General features: G+C 70.4%; 18 protein-coding genes and 1 pseudogene. 11 read left to right on the top strand and 8 right to left on the bottom strand.

The features are described 5' to 3' along the window. Positions 1-228 precede the first annotated feature (228 nt). From QYS60_RS01200 to QYS60_RS01180, 5 genes are all read left to right on the top strand, one after another. Positions 229-846 (top strand): TIGR03086 family metal-binding protein, encoded by a 618-nt coding sequence (locus QYS60_RS01200; RefSeq protein WP_289378080.1) that lies wholly within the window; start codon positions 229-231, stop codon positions 844-846. Positions 847-967: 121 nt separating this feature from the next. Next, complete coding sequence (locus QYS60_RS01195) at positions 968-1,714, top strand: pentapeptide repeat-containing protein (RefSeq protein ID WP_371382189.1); 747 nt, start codon at positions 968-970, stop codon at positions 1,712-1,714. 73 nt (positions 1,715-1,787) lie between these two features. Next, positions 1,788-2,168, top strand: a complete 381-nt coding sequence (locus QYS60_RS01190) for a hypothetical protein (protein WP_289378081.1) — start codon at positions 1,788-1,790, stop codon at positions 2,166-2,168. Between the two features lie 10 nt (positions 2,169-2,178). After that, positions 2,179-2,817 (top strand): dienelactone hydrolase family protein, encoded by a 639-nt coding sequence (locus tag QYS60_RS01185; protein ID WP_371382184.1) that lies wholly within the window; start codon positions 2,179-2,181, stop codon positions 2,815-2,817. Positions 2,818-3,067: 250 nt separating this feature from the next. Next, a complete protein-coding gene (locus QYS60_RS01180) occupies positions 3,068-3,361 on the top strand; it encodes an ANTAR domain-containing protein (protein ID WP_054371325.1) in 294 nt (97 codons plus the stop codon). Here QYS60_RS01180 and QYS60_RS01175 read toward each other — a convergent pair whose 3' ends face one another. Beyond that, positions 3,362-4,972: a hypothetical protein gene (locus QYS60_RS01175; RefSeq protein WP_289378083.1), complete on the bottom strand. Its 1,611-nt coding sequence runs from the start codon at positions 4,970-4,972 to the stop codon at positions 3,362-3,364. It abuts the gene before it with no gap. 95 nt (positions 4,973-5,067) lie between these two features. On the opposite strand from QYS60_RS01175, the gene QYS60_RS01170 reads away from it, so the two are divergent. Beyond that, a complete protein-coding gene (locus QYS60_RS01170; RefSeq protein ID WP_003939192.1) occupies positions 5,068-5,391 on the top strand; it encodes a hypothetical protein in 324 nt (107 codons plus the stop codon). A 171-nt stretch (positions 5,392-5,562) separates the two neighbouring features. Here QYS60_RS01170 and QYS60_RS01165 read toward each other — a convergent pair whose 3' ends face one another. Continuing rightward, positions 5,563-6,483, bottom strand: coding sequence for an alpha/beta fold hydrolase (locus tag QYS60_RS01165; protein WP_371382183.1), 921 nt, complete (start codon positions 6,481-6,483; stop codon positions 5,563-5,565). A 67-nt stretch (positions 6,484-6,550) separates the two neighbouring features. Then, positions 6,551-6,862, bottom strand: a pseudogene (locus QYS60_RS01160) (MarR family transcriptional regulator); the annotation flags it as partial. 219 nt (positions 6,863-7,081) lie between these two features. Between QYS60_RS01160 and QYS60_RS01155 the strand changes: the two are divergent. Continuing rightward, positions 7,082-8,146: a TerC family protein gene (locus QYS60_RS01155; protein WP_289381321.1), complete on the top strand. Its 1,065-nt coding sequence runs from the start codon at positions 7,082-7,084 to the stop codon at positions 8,144-8,146. On the opposite strand, the gene QYS60_RS01150 is transcribed toward QYS60_RS01155, so the two are convergent. Next, the gene (locus QYS60_RS01150) at positions 8,130-8,747 is read right to left on the bottom strand and encodes a TetR/AcrR family transcriptional regulator (protein WP_054371329.1); all 618 of its coding nucleotides are present in this window, start codon (positions 8,745-8,747) and stop codon (positions 8,130-8,132) included. The genes QYS60_RS01155 and QYS60_RS01150 overlap by 17 nt on opposite strands. A 93-nt stretch (positions 8,748-8,840) precedes the next feature. On the opposite strand from QYS60_RS01150, the gene QYS60_RS01145 reads away from it, so the two are divergent. Next, complete coding sequence (locus tag QYS60_RS01145) at positions 8,841-10,190, top strand: cytochrome P450 (RefSeq protein ID WP_371382182.1); 1,350 nt, start codon at positions 8,841-8,843, stop codon at positions 10,188-10,190. 29 nt (positions 10,191-10,219) lie between these two features. On the opposite strand, the gene QYS60_RS01140 is transcribed toward QYS60_RS01145, so the two are convergent. After that, complete coding sequence (locus QYS60_RS01140) at positions 10,220-11,431, bottom strand: FAD-dependent oxidoreductase (protein ID WP_371382181.1); 1,212 nt, start codon at positions 11,429-11,431, stop codon at positions 10,220-10,222. A 206-nt stretch (positions 11,432-11,637) separates the two neighbouring features. After that, on the bottom strand, positions 11,638-13,746 hold the full coding sequence (locus QYS60_RS01135) for a thiamine pyrophosphate-dependent enzyme (protein WP_371382180.1): 2,109 nt from the start codon (positions 13,744-13,746) through the stop codon (positions 11,638-11,640). A gap of 128 nt (positions 13,747-13,874) precedes the next feature. On the opposite strand from QYS60_RS01135, the gene QYS60_RS01130 reads away from it, so the two are divergent. Next, positions 13,875-14,849, top strand: coding sequence for a hypothetical protein (locus QYS60_RS01130; RefSeq protein ID WP_371382179.1), 975 nt, complete (start codon positions 13,875-13,877; stop codon positions 14,847-14,849). A 6-nt stretch (positions 14,850-14,855) separates the two neighbouring features. Here the strand turns inward: QYS60_RS01130 and QYS60_RS01125 are convergent, their stop codons facing one another. Both QYS60_RS01125 and QYS60_RS01120 read right to left on the bottom strand, forming a co-directional pair. After that, positions 14,856-15,575, bottom strand: a complete 720-nt coding sequence (locus QYS60_RS01125; protein ID WP_289381307.1) for an HNH endonuclease family protein — start codon at positions 15,573-15,575, stop codon at positions 14,856-14,858. Then, positions 15,575-16,597 (bottom strand): beta-ketoacyl-ACP synthase III, encoded by a 1,023-nt coding sequence (locus QYS60_RS01120; protein WP_289381305.1) that lies wholly within the window; start codon positions 16,595-16,597, stop codon positions 15,575-15,577. Before QYS60_RS01120 ends, QYS60_RS01125 begins: the two co-directional genes overlap by 1 nt. Before the next feature lie 262 nt (positions 16,598-16,859). Between QYS60_RS01120 and QYS60_RS01115 the strand changes: the two genes are divergently transcribed. Further along, positions 16,860-17,918 (top strand): DUF4185 domain-containing protein, encoded by a 1,059-nt coding sequence (locus QYS60_RS01115; RefSeq protein ID WP_289381322.1) that lies wholly within the window; start codon positions 16,860-16,862, stop codon positions 17,916-17,918. Between the two features lie 30 nt (positions 17,919-17,948). Continuing rightward, positions 17,949-18,557 (top strand): bifunctional 2-polyprenyl-6-hydroxyphenol methylase/3-demethylubiquinol 3-O-methyltransferase UbiG, encoded by a 609-nt coding sequence (locus QYS60_RS01110; protein ID WP_054371335.1) that lies wholly within the window; start codon positions 17,949-17,951, stop codon positions 18,555-18,557. Positions 18,558-18,643 lie beyond the last annotated feature (86 nt).

The following is an 18,643-nucleotide window of genomic DNA, read 5'->3' as shown; positions in this document are numbered from 1 at the left end:
GTGGAGCCGCAGAACCGAGTGGGGCACCACCCCCGTCTGCAACTTCGCCGGCAACCCGTCGGTTGCCCCTCTTCCGGATCCTTCGCGTTGACGCCCTCGATGTTATCGGCCTCGCTACCGAAAGTCTACCGCTGCGACTGCAGGTTTTTCCGGCCGACGCGAGACCGGCCTCCGATCCTGTCGGACCGGTGCGGCACCATGAGCGCACCGCCGCCGGAAGGAACGCTCATGTCCGAGATCCTCGACCTGGCACCGGCCGCCCACGAGATGGCACGGCTCGTCGGCGCGCTCACGCACGAACAACTGGCGCGTCCCACCCCGTGCGCGGGCACCACCCTCGGAGACCTGGTGGATCACGTGGGCGGACTGTCCCTGGCGTTCACCGCCGCCGCGACGAAGGCTGTCGCCGACCACAGACCGTCTGCGGATGCCTCCCGACTCGGCGACGACTGGCGCACCAGAATTCCCGCCCAGGTCCTCGCCCTCGCCGAGGCGTGGCACGACCCCGGCGCATGGACCGGAACCACCCGGGCCGGCGGCATCGACCTGCCCGGATACGTCGCGGGAATCGTGGCGCTCGACGAACTCGTGATCCACGGCTGGGACATCGCCACTGCCAGCGACCAGGAGTTCTCCTGCGATCCTGCCGCGCTGGCCGCGTGCCTGACGTTCGTCGCCGCGACCACCGACGAGGAGCGCGCAGCCGGCGGGCTCTTCGGGCCGGCCGTCGCGGTTCCCCACGACGCCCCGGACCTCGATCGCCTGATCGGGCTCAGCGGACGTGAGCCGTCGTGGCGTCCACCTCACGACCGCCCGGAGGGGACCCCGCACGACGGTCCGGACTAGGCTCGGCGGGCGCACCGACCACCGTCCGCCCGCCGAGAAGGACACGTATCCCTTGCCCGACCGCTCCGTGCCCCGCCCGGAACTGCTGGCCGACTGCGCCGACTGCTTCGGATTGTGTTGCGTGGCTCTGCCGTTCGCCGCCTCGTCGGACTTCGCGATCGACAAGGACGCGGGCCGGCCCTGCCCGAACCTGCAGGACGACTTCCGATGCGGCATCCACCGGGACCTGCGGGCCCGGGGCTTCACCGGATGCACCGTCTACGACTGCTTCGGTGCGAGGCAGAAGGTTTCACAGGTCACCTTCGGCGGGGAGGACTGGCGGCGCTCGCCGCAGCTGGCCCGGCAGATGTTCGACGTCTTCCCCGTCGTGCGCCAACTGCACGAGCTGCTGTGGTATCTCGACGAGGCGGCCGCCCTGCCCACCTCCGGGCCGATCCGCGCGGACCTGCGCGCTGCGCGGGCCGCGACCGACCGGCTGAGCAACGGCGACGCCGACACCCTCGCCCGCCTCGACGTCGCGGCGCATCGGCAGCAGATCAACACCCTGCTGTTGCATGCGAGCGAACTCGCCCGGGCCGCCGTGCCCGGCCGCAGGAAGAACCGCCGCGGCGCGGACCTGGTCGGCGCGAGGCTCCGGCGGGCGAACCTGCACGGCGCGAATCTGCGGGGCGCCCTCCTCGTCGCCGCGGACCTGCGCGAGGCCGACCTGCGCCGCGCCGACCTCATCGGCGCCGACCTGAGGGACGCGGATCTGCGCGGCGCCGACCTCACCGGCAGCCTGTTCCTCGTCCAGTCCCAGCTCGACTCCGCGCGCGGCGACGGCCGTACCCGGCTGCCCGCCACAGTGACCACACCGAAGCACTGGTAGCGCAACGGGCGAATCGGGCCCGTTGCCGTCGAAAGCCCTCGATCCGGCCGTGATCGGGTGTGCAATAGGTGCCATGAACATCCCCGACCTCCTTCCCACAGACCGCCGCCGGATGGCTCGTGCTGCCGTCGATTCGCTGGGCACCCAGCGCAGTGACCACGCCCTCGTCCGCGTGAAGTGCCCCGCCAGCCACAACGTCGCCACCGTCTACCGCACCCCGGAGGGGCCGGTGCTCGTCGCCGGCGGTGGGCCGACGGCGCACGGCAATCGCGACCGCTCCGAGACCGCACACCACGGCGGCTCCCTCGGGTCCGAATTCGTCGACACCCTCGAGACGACGCAGTTCGAGGACGACGGCGTGCCCGCGCGCTGCGCGTGCGGCCCGCACACCCTGTCGCGCCAGGACCTGCAGGACGCGGTCCGCTCGCACACCCGCACGGTCACCCTCGCCTGAGCCGAATCCGATGAGCACCGCCGACAGCGCGCGAGACGTCGAGCTCGAGCTTCGCGACGTGGCCCTGGCCGGCACCCTGACCGTCCCCGCCGGCTCGGACGGCCTGGTGATCTTCGTGCACGGCAGCGGCAGCAGCCGGTTCAGCCCGCGCAACCGGTACGTCGCCGGGGAACTGAACGCCGCCGGTCTGGGCACGCTGCTGTTCGACCTGCTGACGGCCGGCGAGGAGGGCGACCGCAATCTCGTCTTCGACATCGAGTTGCTCGCGGGCCGGCTCGGCGAAGTGACCGACCTCGTCCGCACGGAGGCCGGGTGGATCGGTTACTTCGGTGCCAGCACGGGTGCTGCCGCGGCGCTGTGGGCCGCCGCGGATCCGGACCGGGAGATCGGCGCCGTCGTCTCCCGGGGCGGGCGACCCGATCTCGCGATGCCCCGGCTCGGCCGGGTCCGCGCCCCCACGCTCATGCTCGTCGGCGGCCTGGACCGCACGGTGATCGAACTGAACCGGCAGGCCGCCGCGGCCATGCGGTGCGAACACGACCTGCGGATCGTGCGCGGGGCGACGCACCTGTTCGAGGAACCCGGCACGCTCGAGGTCGTGGCGCAGCAGGCGCGGGACTGGTTCCTCGACCACCGCCCTTCGACTTGAGCGGCGCGCAACATACACGATGTCGGAAACCCGTGCAGCTGCGACGAATTCGGACATCGAAGACGGAACGCCCGCGGGCCCGGCTCCGCGTCACCGGCCTGCGCTGGATAAACACGGGTACGGTGGACACGACGACGCAGTCCTCGTACTGTGACGGAGGACACAAGAGCGGGTAGCTGCCGAACCGGCGGGGTACCCGCACGACAACGAGTTGACACACGCCCAGTGGCGACACCTCAGAGGCGGACAATTGACGATCGAAGCACACCGTGACATCCCTGCGGTACGACGCCTGACGGCACTCGACACTGCGCAGACCCTGCTCCGCGCCGCGCGGGGCCGCTCCTACAGCGAAGACCAGGCGTTCGACGAACTGCTCGACGCCTCGATGCGTTTCCACGTCGACATCGTCGACCTGTGCGAAGCCCTCACCGACCTGACCACCACTCCCGACACGGTTCCGGCGCACCGGCGCGCCCACACCGTCGCGACCGAACTGTGGGGTGCGCTGATCACCCGGCGGGCCACCACCGTCGAGAACTGATCACCGGACGCGGAAGCTGAGCGTGCGACGGACGAGGTCACCGACCTCGTCCGCCCACGCGAGAATGCCGAGCGTCGAGTCGATGTTCCCCGGGGGCGTCCGCACGAGGGTGTCCCTGCGGATCAACCGCTCGAAGTCCACCGTCACCGGATCGGGGCGCACGCCGCCGTTGGCGTGATGGAACTGCACCCGTGCGCGACGCATCACGTTGATCAGTTCCTGCGCGAGGATCCCGTTCGCCACCGTCGTCGGGTGCACACCGTCGAGGGAGAACAGCCCGCCCGCGGCCCGACCGCCTCGGCCGTCGGCCGTCAGGAACCGCGAATCGGGTACGGGATCGAGCGCGGCGAGCGCGGGCGGAAGCGGATAGGGCGTCCACCACGCCGGACGGGCACCGACGTCCGTGACGAAGCGCCGGGACGCGAGACGCTCGAGCAGACCGGCCACGTCCAGCAGATACCAGTCCCGGGCCGGCCCGTGTGCTCCGGCGCGCGCGTCGGCCACTGCCTGCTCGATGTGCTCGTTGTAGAGGTCGATCGCGACGTCCACCGAGTACGCCCCGGCTCCCGTGATGTGCTCGTCCTGGGCGGGATCGAACCGGGACTCCTCGATCCAGGGGCGGGTGTAGTACGGGAAGTAGGGCGAACCCGGTTCCATCTTGTGGCCGAGACCCTTGGCGATCGGGGCGATGGTGACGTGGGGAATCGTGCACCACACGACGTGCCGCGCCCGGATCGCCGCCACCCGATCGACCACCTCCGCGAACTCGGACGCGAAGTGCTCTGGTCGCCAGATGGTGTAGGCGTCCTTCGCGGTGAGGTCACGGAAGTCGGGACCGCTCCACGCGATGCGCAGGTCCGTGACCGTCCCGAGCGCGTTGTTGGAGCCGAGGAAGACCACCAGCGTCTCGATCCCGGCTTCGGTCGTGTCGTCGTGGTCGTCGCCGAGGGCCGCGGCCGCGTCGAACACCGTCATCGCCTTCACCTCGTCGCTCCAGCGTGGATACACCCGCAACGCGGCCCGCTCGCCGTTGTTCTGCACGATCTGGTCGAGCAGGTCGTCCTTCGGCGTGGCGATCGCCGCCTCGCACGTCGCGGCGGTCTTGCTGAGGGCGTCGCGCAGGTCCCAGCCGAAGCAGGACAGGTTGTGCCGGTACGTCGCGGGCACCGGCGCGGCCCGCCCGGGTCCGCGCTCCCAGTAGTCCTCCACCTCGTCCATCAGCGCACGCACGGCGAACAGCGCGAGGGGTGTCTCCCACACATTCACCGAGGACCCGAAGCGTCGCTCCAGGTCGCGCAGAAGCAGTTCGATGTTGAGCGGCAACCCGCCCGGGCCGGCGTAGCGAGGGTAGCGGAACCGGCGCAGCCAGCCGAGTTCGTAGGCGACGATCGCGGGTACCGAGACGTCGGTGTGGAAGACGGCGCCGCTCTGAAACCCCTGCAGCACCGAATCCCCGATCGCGACGAGCCGGTGCGGTGGGACTCCGCGGGCGTCGACCCGCACGTCGCGCCCGAGCGTGGGATCCGACACCGGCACCCGGGGGGCCGACGCCGCACGCCTCCGCACGTCTTCGGGGGTGCCGTCCGGGAGTTCCATCGGAGTCACCGGCATGTCGTCCTCCCCCGGGCCGCAGCTACGCCTGCACCGAGCGTGAGCCGCGCGGGGTGGGTTGTCAACGGCACGGCCGGCGGCCAATCCTGTAGGGCATGGCCACCGACGAGGACTTCGCGCACACCGACGAGGCAGCCCGCAACCGTCGGGAGAAGGCGATCGTCCTCGCCCGGTTCGCGTGGAATCGCGGCATCACGGCGGAGGAGTTGCTGGCCCTGAGCGAGGACGTGCGCCGGAAGCTGGCACGGGCGGCCGGGGCGCACCCGCCGCGCACGATGGAGACGTGGACGCTCGTCGCTCGGCTGCTCGACGAGAAGTCGGCCTGGGCCGCGCAACACCCCGACCACCCCGCGGCCTCCCCCACCGCCGCGGACGAGAAGATCATGTGGGTGAAGAAGCCGCCCCGCCGGTGGCTGTGATCGGCCCGCGGGAGCCGCACGCGCCGTGCGCACCCCGTCGCTGCGGCGACCGAATGTCACACCGCTTCGATCACATCGAAGCGGTGTGACATTCGGTCACGGCCACGGCCACGGCCACGGGCACGGCCACCGGGCACCCGGGCCACCAGGGCCACCACTGGGCACCAGGGGTCAGCGGTCGGCGTCGTCCCAGATCCGCAGGACGGTCGAGAGGATGTCCTCGGACACGCCGAGGCCGCCGAGGTGGCTCTCTCCCGGCAGGTGGTGGAAGTGGGCGTCGGGGAGCCGGCCCACCACGTGGAGGCCGTGTTCCATGGGGACGATGTGGTCGGTGTCGCCGTGCCACCACCGGACCGGCACCTTGACGTCCTCGAGGCGGAAGCCCCAGTCCCGGGTGAACACCACGACGTCGGCGAAGGGGGCGGCCATCTGCTTGCGGCTGCCGTTGAGGAGATCGTCGAGGAACATCGCCTTGAACTCGGGGCGGGCCAGCAACTGCCGGTCGGCCTCGGGCGAGAGCCGGCCGTACAGGTCGATGATCGGCGACGCGAACGGGCGCACGACCCGGATGATCGAGGTCACGCCCATACCGATGGGGACACCCGCCACGGCGAGCAGCGGTGCGACCATCGTGCCGAGCCGCATCAGGCCGCTGCTGATCGCGTCGGGACCGACGACGGGTGCGACACCCCCGAGTACCGCGGCGGCCATGACGCGTTCGGGCATCGCGTGCGCCGCGGCGAGGGTGTAGGGCCCGCCACCGGAGAGTCCGACGACCGCCATCCGGTCCACCCCCAGGGTGTCCGCGACGATCTGCAGGTCGTCCGCGAAGGCGAGGACGTTCTCGTAGCGGTGCGGGCTCGACGAGCCGATGCCGGGGCGGTCGAGGCCGATGAGCCGGACGTGCTCGCGCTCGGCGTAGCGACGTGCCTCGACGGGGATCTGCCGGCGCGCCCCGGGGGTGCCGTGCAGCCAGAACACGGCGCGGCCCTGGGCCGATCCGAACTCGGCGAATCCGATCCGGCGGTCGCCTCCGACCGCAACGGTGCCCTCCAGTTTGGGACGTTCGACGTCGATCATGATCGCCAGCATGCCACGTGACCGTGGCCACACGAGGCAGGTGTCCGTGACGACGCGTGCCGGACACCTCCGCGCAGCGCAGCGCGTCGATGAGTTCGCCGACGGTGTGCGGATTCGAGCGGATGCCGCAGCCGCCCTCCGGATTCAGCGAGTAGGTGCTGCGGCGGCCCACCCGGGTGCGGGTGAGGTAGCCGCCGTCGACCGGATCGGCGAGGATCGTCTGCACGGAGCGCTCGGTGATCCCGATCCGTTGCGCGAGCTCGCGGACGGTGGGGTGTCCGCCCCGCGTGACACCCAGGAGCACGTGCGCGTGGCTGGTCAGGAACGTCCAGCCCCGGGGGCGGTCCTCGCTGCCGGTGAGTGACGGGCGGGCGGAGGAGTTCACCCGCACACCACAGGGCACCACGATTTCCGGTATCGCTCTTCTGTACGCCACTCCCGCCTCTTGACAAGTAACCAGAAATACTCTTCACTAATTTAAGTTCGCGAAAGGGAGTATCCCTCCGCGCTTCGTCGTCAACTCGGGCGCCGTTCACCGGCTCCCCGGCGGAGCGGGCTCACCGGAGCCGGGAAAGACTTTCGGCCGTTTCGAGGCTGAAGGGTGGTCCCGATGACCGTTCCGTTGTGGTTGTGGGCGGCGGTGCTCGCCGCGATCGTGGCGATGCTCGCCGTGGATCTGTTCGCGCACCGGCGTGCTCACGTGATCGGCGTGCGCGAGGCCGCGGGCTGGTCGGTGTTCTGGGTCGGCACCGGTGTCGGATTCGGTGCGCTGATCTGGTGGCAGTACGGCGCGGAGTTCGGCCAGCAGTACTTCTCCGGCTACCTGATCGAGAAGTCGCTGGCCGTCGACAACGTCTTCGTCTGGGCGATCATCCTGACGTACTTCGCCGTGCCGCGCGAGTACCAGCACCGGGTCCTGTTCCTGGGTGTGCTCGGCGCCCTGGTGTTCCGCGGCCTGTTCATCGCGGCGGGATCGGTGCTCATCGCGAGCTTCGGCTGGATCCTCTACCTGTTCGCGGCGTTCCTGCTCTACACCGGCTACCGGATGATCCGGCAGCGCGACGAGCACCTCGATCCCGAGAAGTCCCGGGCGCTGCGGCTGTTCCGCCGCTACGTGCCGATGACGGACGCGTACCACGGACAGAAGTTCCTCGTCCGCCGCGGCGGCGCCCTGCTCGCCACCCCGCTGCTCGCGGTGCTCGTCCTCATCGAGATCACCGACATCATCTTCGCGGTCGACTCGATCCCCGCCATCTTCGCGGTCACGGACGAACCGTTCCTCGTCTTCACCGCCAACGCATTCGCGGTGCTCGGACTGCGGGCGATGTACTTCCTGCTCGCCGACCTGATCCACCGCTTCGTGTACCTGAAGATCGGGCTGGCGCTGGTGCTGGTGTGGGTCGGCATCAAGATGCTGCTCAAGATCGACGTGTTCTACATCCCGACGCCGATCTCGCTGGGTGTCGTCGCCACGATCCTGACCGTGTCGATCGTCGCCAGCCTGCGCGCCACGCGCGGCCAGGGCCGTCGCAGCCTCGAGGCGCCCACGACGCCGCCGTTCCGGGTGGCCACGGCCGAGGAGACCGCGGCGCTCGAACCCGTGTGGCGGATGCCGGGCACGCGACGGCGGGCGAAGCGGGCCGAGCGCGACGACAGCCTCAGCGGTGGGCGGTGAATGCGTACTGCCGGGTCGCGGCCTCGACGATCTGATCCGGGGTCACGTCGATCTCGCCGCCGAGCCAGGCGGTCGTGAGCTCGGCGAGACCCCCGACGAACAGGAGCGCGGCGATCTGGTCGTGGGGCGGCTGCAACGCGCGGTCGCCCCACAGCTCGCGGGATTCGACGGCGACGAGGCCGGCGAACTGGCGCAGCAGTTCCCGGCGACGGACGCGCACGGGCTCGGATCCCGTGGACTCGACGACGGCGACCCGGCCCTTGCGCGGATCGTCGGTGAGGACCGCGACGAACGCGGCGATGGCGGCGCGGGCGCGCTCCTCCGGCCCGCGCTCGGACTCGGCGAGTGCGGCCAGCGCGCGCTCCCGGATCTCGTCGGCGATCCGCTCGACGACGCACACGAGCAGTTCGTCCCGGCCGGAGAAGCTCTCGTAGAAGTACCGTTCGGTGAGCCCGGCCTCCTGGCAGATCGCGGTCATGGTGGCACGGTCCCCACCCTCGCGGCCGAACACCGTCAGACCGGCCTCGAGCAACTGCTCACGGCGGTCGGCCGTGCGCTGCTCGGCGCTCTTTCCGCGGTACTGACGACTGGGCCGGTCCATAGTCGAATCTTGACAGATCGCGGTCCGTGATCCACGCTACAGTCAATTGACAGAGCTTCATGTCAGATATGGTCCGACGAATCGAGAGACCTCATGACGAAAGTGCTCGCGCCCTCCCCGCCCGGTCTGACCGCCGTTCCCGGGGACGCCGGCCTGCCGTACGTCGGGTACGCCCTCGACTACATGCGCAACCCGCTGAAGGCCTACGACCGGCGCTACCGCGAACACGGGCCGGTGTCCTGGTTCCGGTTCGCGGGCCGGCCCTGGGTGGTGCTGCTCGGCCCCGACGCCTGCGGCGCCGCGCTGCAGAACCGCGACCGGGCACTCGCGAACGGTCCGGGCTGGCGCACCCTCATCGGCCCGTTCTTCGACCGCGGCCTGATGCTGCTCGACGGCGACGAGCACCGCACGCACCGCCGGATCATGCAACAGGCCTTCACCCGGGACCGCCTCGCGCGTTACACGGACTCGATGCAGCCCGCCATCGCCCGGGCCCTCGACTCGTGGACACCGAGCGAGGACTTCCGCGCCTACCCGGCGCTCAAGGAACTCACCCTCGGCCTCGCCACCTCGATCTTCATGGGCGGCGCCGAGGGTTCGTCGGCCGCGGAGATGGCCGAGGTGAACAAGGCCTTCATCGGATGCGTGCAGGCGGCCACGGCGATCGTGCGCTACCCCCTGCCCGGAACCCGCTGGCGCCGTGGCGTGGTGGGCCGTCGCCGGCTCGAGGAGTTCTTCCGGCGCTACCTGCCGGCGCGGCGCGCCGGGGACGGAGACGACCTGTTCACCGCACTGTGTCACGTGGAATCGGAGGACGGCGAACGGTTCTCGGACGAGGACGTCGTCAACCACATGATCTTCCTGATGATGGCCGCGCACGACACCTCGACCATCACGCTGTCCACCGTGCTGCAGTACCTCGGCCAGTTCCCGCAGTGGCAGCAACTGTGCCGGGAGGAGTCGGAGGCGCTCGGTACGACCACCCCGACCCTGGCGGACCTGGAATCCCTCACCAGCCTGGACCTGGTGATCAAGGAATGCCAGCGGCTCGTGACGCCGGTGCCCGGCATAGTCCGGTACACCACCGCCGACACCGACATCCTCGGCCACTTCGTGCCGCGCGGCACCCTGATCAACGTCGGACTGCACTACAGCCACCACATGTCCGAGTTGTGGCCGGAACCGGAGAAGTTCGATCCCGGGCGCTTCGCCCCGGAACGCCGCGAGGACCGAGTGCACAAGTTCGCGTGGACGCCGTTCGGCGCCGGAGAGCACCGCTGCCTGGGTATGTACTTCTCCGGCGCCGAGATCAAGACGGTACTGCACCACCTGCTGCTCGGGTACAGCTGGCATGCGCCGTCCGATTATGTTGCCCCACTGAACTTCACGTCGTTGCCGTACCCGTCCGACGGGCAGCCGATCGCGCTGCGCCGGCGGCGGTGACCAGACTGCCGTGACTCGGACTGTAGGGCTCAGACGCGGCCCTTGACCATCCCGTGCCAGTACATCGCCGGCAGACCGTAGCGCTTGAGCAACCACATGTCGCGGCGGTCCTTGGTGGTGTCGATGACGGGAATGGTCGGGGACGGCTCGAGTTCGTAGTCGAACTCCGCGAGCATCATCCGGTCCCGGGCGGTGACGAACGGGCAGGACGAGTACCCGTCGTAGCTCTTGCGCTTGCCGACCCCGCGCATCTCGGCGACGAGGTTGGCGACGAGGACGGGCGCCTGCTTGCGCACGGCGGCGCCGGTCTTCGACGTCGGCAGGTCCGCGACGTCGCCGAGTGCGAAGACGTTGGGGTACCGGCGGTGCTGGAGGGTGTGCTTGTCGACCTCGACGTAACCGAAGGGGCTCGCCGGGTTGGCGAGCGGGCTCGCTGCGACCCAGCCGGGCGCGCGCTGCGGGGGCACGGCGTGGAGCATGTCGAAGTCGAGGATCTCCTCGGCGCCGGTGGCGTTGTTCACGATCGTCGCCTTGTGCGACGGTCCGTCGAGCGCGGTCATCTCCGAGCTCAGCCGGACCTCGATGCCGTACCTCGCGGCGACCCCCTCGAGGGTCTGCCGCCAGGACGCGATGCCGAACATGGAGTCGCCGGGCAGGACGAGAACCACCCGGATCTTGTCGAGCAGGCCCTGCCGTCGCCAGTAGTCGGAGGCGATGTAGGCGATCTTCTGCGGCGCGCCGGCACACTTGATCGGCCCCGCCGGCTGGGTGAAGATCGCTGTGCCGGAGCGCATGTTGCGGATCAGTTCCCATGTATAGGGGGCGTACCGCGGGGAGTAGTTGCTCGAGACGGCACCGTGCCCGACGGCGTCGGCGAGGCCCGGCACGCCGTCCCAGTCGAGCTGCAGGCCGGTGGCGAGGACCAGGTAGTCGTAGCCGACGACGGACCCGCGATCGGTCGTGACGGTCTGCGCGTCGGGGTCGACGGCGGTCGCGGCGGCGCGGATCCACCGGACGCCCTCGGGGATCAGTTTCTTCTCGGCTCGGCGGGTCTCGTCCAGCGAGGCCTGTCCCCCACCGACGAGCGTCCACAGCGGCTGATACCAGTGGTCGTCGGAGGGCTCGATCACCGCGATGTCGGTGACTCCGGCCCGGCGCAGGCGTGCTGCGGTCGCGATGCCGGCCGTGCCTCCCCCGACGACGAGTACTCGATGTCGCGCGGCACCTGAATGGAGCGACATGTGAACAGTCCTTTCCGTCCGTGACGCAGGCGCGGACGCAGGCTGGGCCTCCACGCCCCCAGATACCCGGTGGGGTATCCACCGACGACTGTAGGCGCCCGGCACCGGCTCTTCAAGTACCCCGGCGGGTATTTCCGCCCGGCGAAGGTCCCCGCTTTCCGGGACCTTCGTCCCGGCGGGCGGACCGCGGGCGGACCACAGCGCCGCTACTCGGCGGCCGCGCTGACGACGTCGTCCTCGGACAGCAGTACCTCGGCCGCCGCCGGGCCGAGCGGCACGAAACTGTCGCGGCTGGTGACCCGCGAGATCCGGCCCCGGTAGCCCGCGTCCACCAGTGCGGTGACCACCGCCTCCGACACCCCACCGCTGCGCCGCGTCTCGTCCACCACCAGCACGCGCGGGAAGGACTGCGCGCACGCGAGGAGTTCGGCCAGCGGCAGCGGAGCCAGCCACTGCAGGTCCAGCACCGCGGCCTGCACACCGCGCGCCGACAACCGACGCGCCGCACGCAGGCTCATCCGGACGCCGTTGCCGAACGTCACAAGGAGCACGTCTTCCCCCGTGCCGTACAACCGCACCGAGCCTGGCTGTACCGCAACGGAATCGGGCGGCTCGCGCCACAGCCCGTCACCCTCGTCGTACAGGTCGCGTTCGTGGTAGAGCGCGATCGGCTCGAGGAACACGCACACGCGGCCCTCGCTGCGCGCGAGGTGCACGCAACTGCGCAGCAGCGCTCCCGCCGCCGACGGGCGGCTCGGCACCGCGAGCACCAGACCGGGGATGTCGCGCAGCACCGCGACGGAGTTGTCGTTGTGGAAGTGCCCACCGAACCCCCGCTGGTAGGCGAGGCCGGCGATGCGCACTACCATCGGATTACGGAAACGGCCGTCGGAGAAGAACATCAGGCTCGCCGCCTCGCCGCGCAACTGGTCCTCGGCGTTGTGCAGGTAGGCCAGGTACTGGATCTCCGGAATCGGCAGCAGGCCCGTCACCGCGAACCCCAGGGCCGTGCCGAGGATCGTCTGCTCGTCGAGGACGGTGTCGAAGACGCGGTGCGGCCCGAATCGGCGGAGCAGACCACGCGTGAGCCCGTAGACCCCGCCCTTGTCAGCCACGTCCTCCCCGAACACGAACGACTCCGGTATCTCGTCGAGAATTCCGGCGAGCGCACCGTTCACGGCCTGGGCGAGCGTGCAGGGCTCCGTCGTCGCAGGCTCCGGCCCGTCCGGAACCCGGCTCCGGCCGTGCACGTGCAGCGGCCGCATCACCTCGGCCGCCGATCCCAGTCGGGGGGCGTCCGCGACGGCGTCTACCTCCGCGGCGACGGCGGCACGCATCGCCTCGTATCGTTCGAGCACCTGTGCGGGCGTGAGCATTCCGTGGTCGACGAGGATACGTGCGGTGGCCGGCAACGGATCCCGGGCATAGTCGGCGGCGATCTCCTCACGGCTGCGGTACGCGGTCTCGGCATCGGAGCCGGCGTGGCCGAGGAACCGCACCGTCCTCAGATGCAGCACGGCCGGTGCGCGCGCGGTCCGGACGGCGACGAGCAGGTCCGCGACGGCGGCGAGCACGCCGATCGGGTCCGCGCCGTCGGCCGCGCGGTAGCTCACCCCCGGATACGAGGAGAGGGCGCGTTCCGTCCAGCCCTCCGGCGTGCGGACACTGATGCCGAGACCGTTGTCCTCACACACGAACAGCAGCGGCAGCGGCAGGCCCCGGTACGCGCAGTAGGCAGCCGCATTGAGCGCACCGACCGCGGTGGAATGGTTGGCGGAGGCGTCCCCGAAGCTGCACACCACCACCGAATCCGCCGGCCACGGGCACTGCAGGCCCAATCGGGCCGCGCGGGCGAGGGCGAACGCCGTCCCCACCGCGCGCGGCAGATGGGAAGCGATCGTCGAGGTCTGCGGGAGGATGTTCAACTCGGCGTTGCCGAACACCTTGTGCCGACCGCCGGAGATCGGATCGAGCGTCGAGGCGGCGCACCCGGCGAGCACGTCCCGCACCGGCGTCGTACCCGGCACCTGCGCCGCCCGCGCGGCGTAGAAGGCACCCGACCGGTAGTGCAGCAGCGCCGGATCGGTGACCCGCGACAGCAGCCCCAGCGCGGCGTTCGCCTCGTGGCCAGACGATCCGATAGTGTAGAACCCGGCACCGCGTCGCTGCATCTCGCGGGCCGCGAAGTCGAGGTGACGGGACTGCAGTTGCGCGTCGAAGTACCGCAGCAGCGGTTCGTCCGACGCCTGCCCGGCCGCGGCGCTCCAGCCGCGGACGGTGGCGGTGAAGTACTCGTCGAGCGGCTCGGCCGTCATCGCGCTGCCCCACACCCTCGCAGGTCCTGCCCAATACTGTGTACCGGCACAGTACCGCCCGGTCCCGGGCGGCGCGGGTCGTCGCGCCGGCCGCTCGCAGGCCGGCGCCGAACGGAAGGAACACCGGGATGCCCACCCGCCTCACCGACGACGAGCTCGTCGACCGGTATGTGCATGCCGTCGTCGTCCACCTGCCCCGGTCCCGGCGCGCCGAGGTGGCCGCCGACGTGCGCGGCCGCATCGAAGGCGCCGGTGCCGAGCGCGAGGTACGTGCGGTGCTCGCCGCCCTCGGCTCGCCGGAGGATCTCGCGCGCACCTACCGGGGTGCGCCGCGGCATCTGATCGGCCCGAAGTTCTACGACACCTATCTGCGCGTGCTGTGGCCCGTCGTCGGCGTGGTGGCGGCGGTGCTCGGCGGTCTGACCCTGCTCGGCGCCCTGACCGAGGCCACCGACCCCGCGGCCGCGCCGCTCGACAGCGCCGGCGTCGTGTGGGACGCGATCGACGCGGCCCTGACCGGCGGTGTGTACGCCGCGTTCTGGGTGACCGTCGTGTTCGCGGTGATCGAACGCACCGCGCCCACCGGCACGGATCTGGGGCGGTGGGATCCGGACGACCTGCCCGCAGTGCCGCACGGCCGGGAGATCCCGGTCGGGGAGGCGATCGCAGAGCTGGTGTTCGCGGTGGTCGTGCTGATCGGGGTGGCCGGTCTGTCCCCGTCGCTGGCGCCGTCGTTCTTCGGCGCCGGGTACGAGGCGCTCGACCCCGGTTTCACCGACCGGCTGGTGCCGGCGATGGTGGCCGTCGCGGTGCTGTGGGTGATCTCGGCGAGCGTCGCGCTGGCCGTGCGCAGCTGGACGCTCGTCGTCACCGCACTGTCGGTGGTCTCCGATCTGCTCGCCGTCGCGGTGGCCACGGCCGTGCTCGTGCACCGGCCGTACTTCTCCGCCCAGTTCCTGTCCGACCTGCGCGACAGGACGGGCTCGGACCTGACGGCACAGCTGAACCTCGCCGTCGGCATCGTGTGCATCGTGGTGATCGTCGCCTCGGCGGTCGGGGTGGTGACGGCGGTCCGCAAGTACCTCGCGCACCGCCGCGCCTGAGAGCGGTCAGCAGGTGGCCAGGACGCCCGCCATCGCGTCCTTCTCGTCCGGCGTGATCCACAGTCCGTACTCGGCCTTCACCTCGATCTGCCGGGACACGTAGGTGCAGCGGTACTCCGAGTTGGGGGGCAGCCACTGCGCGGCGTCCTTGTCGCCCTTGCCCTGGTTCGTGGGGCCGTCGACGGCCTGCAGGTTCCGGGGATCGTTCGCGAGGTTCTTGCGGGTCTGCGCGTCGAGCAGTCGCGCGCCCTTCTGCCACGCGTCCGACAGGGCGACGACGTGATCGATCTGCACCGCCGACGACGTGTCCACCCCGCGCCGGAAGTAGATCTCCCGGCCCGTGTACGGGTCGTACAGGGTTCCCGCCTCGACGGTGCACTCCTTCGTCACCGGCGCCAGCTTGATGTTCACCAGATCCCGCTTCAGGACGTCGTTGCGGGTGTCGCAGCCGTTGCGCCCGCCCGCGACGGTCACGTCGTCGGTCCACGCCGGCCCGAACTGGGCACGGTCGTACCCGCCCGAGGGGTCCGGTGCACGCACGGCAAGGCTCTTCAGCAGTTCGACTGTCTCGGCTGCGGCAGCCGACGACGGTGCCGGCGCCGGCGCCGGTCCGGGGCCCGCCTCGTCGCCGCCGTACGTCTGCTGGAGGACGACGAAGACGACGAAGGCGAGCACGTAGGCGAGCAACCACAGCCGGCGGCGGCCGGCGGAGTTCGCCGCGGCCACTACTGCGCGAGCTGCGGCATCTTCACGACCTGCCCCGCGTAGGACAGCCCGGCGCCGAAGGCGAGCAGCAGGGCGAGCCCGCCGGGCCGGACCTGACCGGTGCGCAGCATCTTCTCCATCGCGAGGGGGATGGAGGCGGCGGAGGTGTTGCCCGTTTCGATGATGTCGTCGGCGACGGCCACCGTCTCCGGAAGGTCGAGCTGGCGGACGATGACGTCGTTGATGCGCAGGTTGGCCTGGTGCGGCACGAACGCGTCGAGGGCGGCGAGTTCGACCCCGGCCTTGTCGGCGACCTGGCGGGCGATCTTCCCCATCTCGAAGGCCGCCCAGCGGAACACCGCCGTGCCCTCCATGATGATCCAGGGCCGCTTCTGATCGGGGTTGTCCGCGAAGCTCACCCAGTCCGGTTCCTGGCGGATGGCGTCGGCCTGGGAACCGTCCGACCCCCACACGGTGGGGCCGATACCCACCTCGTCGGACGGGCCGACGACCACGGCGCCGGCGCCGTCGCCGAAGATGAACCGCACCGAGCGGTCGGTGGGCTCGGTGGTGTCGCTCATGCGCTCGACGCCGACGACGACCACGTAGTCCTCGGTGCCGGTGCGCACCATGTCGGACGCCACGCCGAGCGCGTAGCAGAATCCGGCGCACCCGGCCGAGATGTCGAGAGCGGCCGCGCCCCCGGTGCCCAGGGCGTGCGCGACCAGGGCCGCGGACTGCGGCGTCTGATTCGGGTAGGTCGAGGTGGCCACGATGACGGCGCCGACGCGGTCACCGGTGATGTCGGCGGCCTCGAGCGCCTTGCGGGCCGACGTGATCGCCATGTCCACCACCGACTCCTCGGGGTGCGGCTTCGCGAAGCGCCGTTCCTTGATGCCCGACCGCGACTGGATCCACTCGTCGCTCGAGTCGATCTGCTCGCAGATCTCGTCGTTGGTCACGACCCGCTCGGGGCGGTGCACGCCCAGCCCGAGCAGTGCGGTGTTCCGCAGCGGGGCGGGACCGGCGATCTGTGCACCCATCAGGCGAATCTCCTCTGCTTCGTGCACTGCCTGTCAGTGCATCGCGTCCCTGACACGGTAACGCGCGCGCGAATCGTAGCGGAGCCGACCCGTCGGCCCGGCCCTCGTGCGAGCACCGCCGGGACACGCCGACGGACATCGAAGGACGTGTGACGGTTGTCACCTCCTGTTACCGTCTGTGGCCGTGCACACACGTAATGGGGGTTACCGACGTGCTTCGATCCGGCTCGGGGTCACCGTACTGACCTGTGCGGTCGTCACCATGGTCCCGTTCGTGGGCACCTCCGCGGCGAACCCGAACGCGATCAATCCCATCCCGGGCCTCAACGGGGTCAACGGCCTGCCGGAGTTGCGCGGCCGCACACAGGTGGTGGCACAGCAGACCGGGATGCTCAGCACCAACCGCACCCAGGACCTGAACGTCCTGGGCACCGACCTGGGCGTGATGTGGGACAACGGACGCGGCCAGGTGCTGACCGCGTTCGGCGACACCGCGGGCCTCGGCCTGCCCAATCTGCTGTCGGGCAGCATCTGGGCCTGGCGCAGCAGCTCGCTGTTCCGCAGCTCGGACCGCAACCTCGCCGACGGGATGACGTTCGACAGCGCGGCCCGCGACTTCTTCGGCCAGGCGAAAGAACTCGTCCCGAGCCCGAAGATCCCGTTCCTGGAGATCAGCCGGATCCCCACCGCGGGGATCGCCGTCGGCGACACCCAGTTCCTGAGCCTGATGTCGGTGAAGAACTGGGGGCCGGCCGGTTCGTGGGAGACCAACTTCTCCGGGCTGGCCTTCTCCCACGACAACGGGGAGAACTGGACGGTGGCGCCGCAGACCGAGCGGCCGAACGCCGAGGGGAACCGGAACTTCCAGATGGGCGCCTTCGTCCGGCACGGCGGGTTCGTCTATCAGTACGGAACCCCGCCCGGTCGCGGCGGGCCGGTGCACCTGGCGCGGGTACCGGAACAGCAGATCCTCGACCTCGCGGCGTACGAGTACTGGGACGGCGGCGCGTGGGTCCGCGACGTGAACGCGGCGCGCCCGGTGATGACGGGTGGTGCGGCGGAGCTGTCGGTGCAGTGGAACGACCACCTCGGGCAGTTCGTCCTGCTGACCACCGACGCGCACAACTCCGTCGTGCTGCGCCGGGCACCGTCGCCGACAGGCCCGTGGAGCGCGCCGGAGGTCGTCCTCGACACCCGCGAACTGCCGACGGCGTACGGCGCGTACATCCACCCGTGGTCCTCGGGCCCGGATCTGTACTTCCTCACGACCGTGCACCAGAACTACAACGTGCTCCTGCTGCGCACCACGCTCCATCCCTGACCGGCGCGGCGTCCGGGCTACCGTGCGTCCATGGACGCACAGGACTGGGATGCGCGGTACTCGAAGAGCGAGACGGTGTGGGGGGTGCCGCCGAACCCGGTGCTCGTCGAGTTCGCGACGTCGCTGCCGCACGGCCGCGCCCTGGATCTGGGCTGCGGCGAGGGCCGGCACTCGCTCTGGCTGGCCACGCGCGGCTGGGAGGTGACCGGACTCGACTTCTCCCGCGTGGCGGTGGACAAGGCCCGGGCGATCGCGGCGCAGGCACCACGGCGGGTACGCGAACGCCTGACGTACGAGTGCGCCGACGTGACCGGGGCCACTTTCGACGCTGGTTATGATCTCGTCCTCTCGGCCTATCTCCATTTCCCTCCACCACAGCGACGGGCATTGATCGACAATGCGGTCGCGGCCCTGAAACCTGATGGAATCCTCATATTTCTGGGACACGATTCGCTCAATCCCACCGAGGGCGCCGGCGGCCCCCAGGATCCCGAAATCCTCTACACCCCAGCAGATGTCGTCGCGGAAATCGACGGAAGACTGGAAATCCGGACCGCCGAACGGAGAATGCGGGAAACGGACGCAGGAATGGCGATCGACGCGTTGGTGGTGGCCCGCAAACCAACCCTTGGCAGTTAGTTGCCCGACGGGTAACATAGGCGGATGTTACCGACGAGTAATAACTTGGGCGGTACTCGAACACAGCTTGACCGCACCATCTCACT

Origin of the sequence: Rhodococcus sp. GXMU-t2271 (assembly GCF_041414735.1) — a bacterium.
Classification (GTDB): domain Bacteria; phylum Actinomycetota; class Actinomycetes; order Mycobacteriales; family Mycobacteriaceae; genus Rhodococcus; species Rhodococcus indonesiensis.
This window is presented reverse-complemented; position numbering and strand designations above follow the sequence as displayed.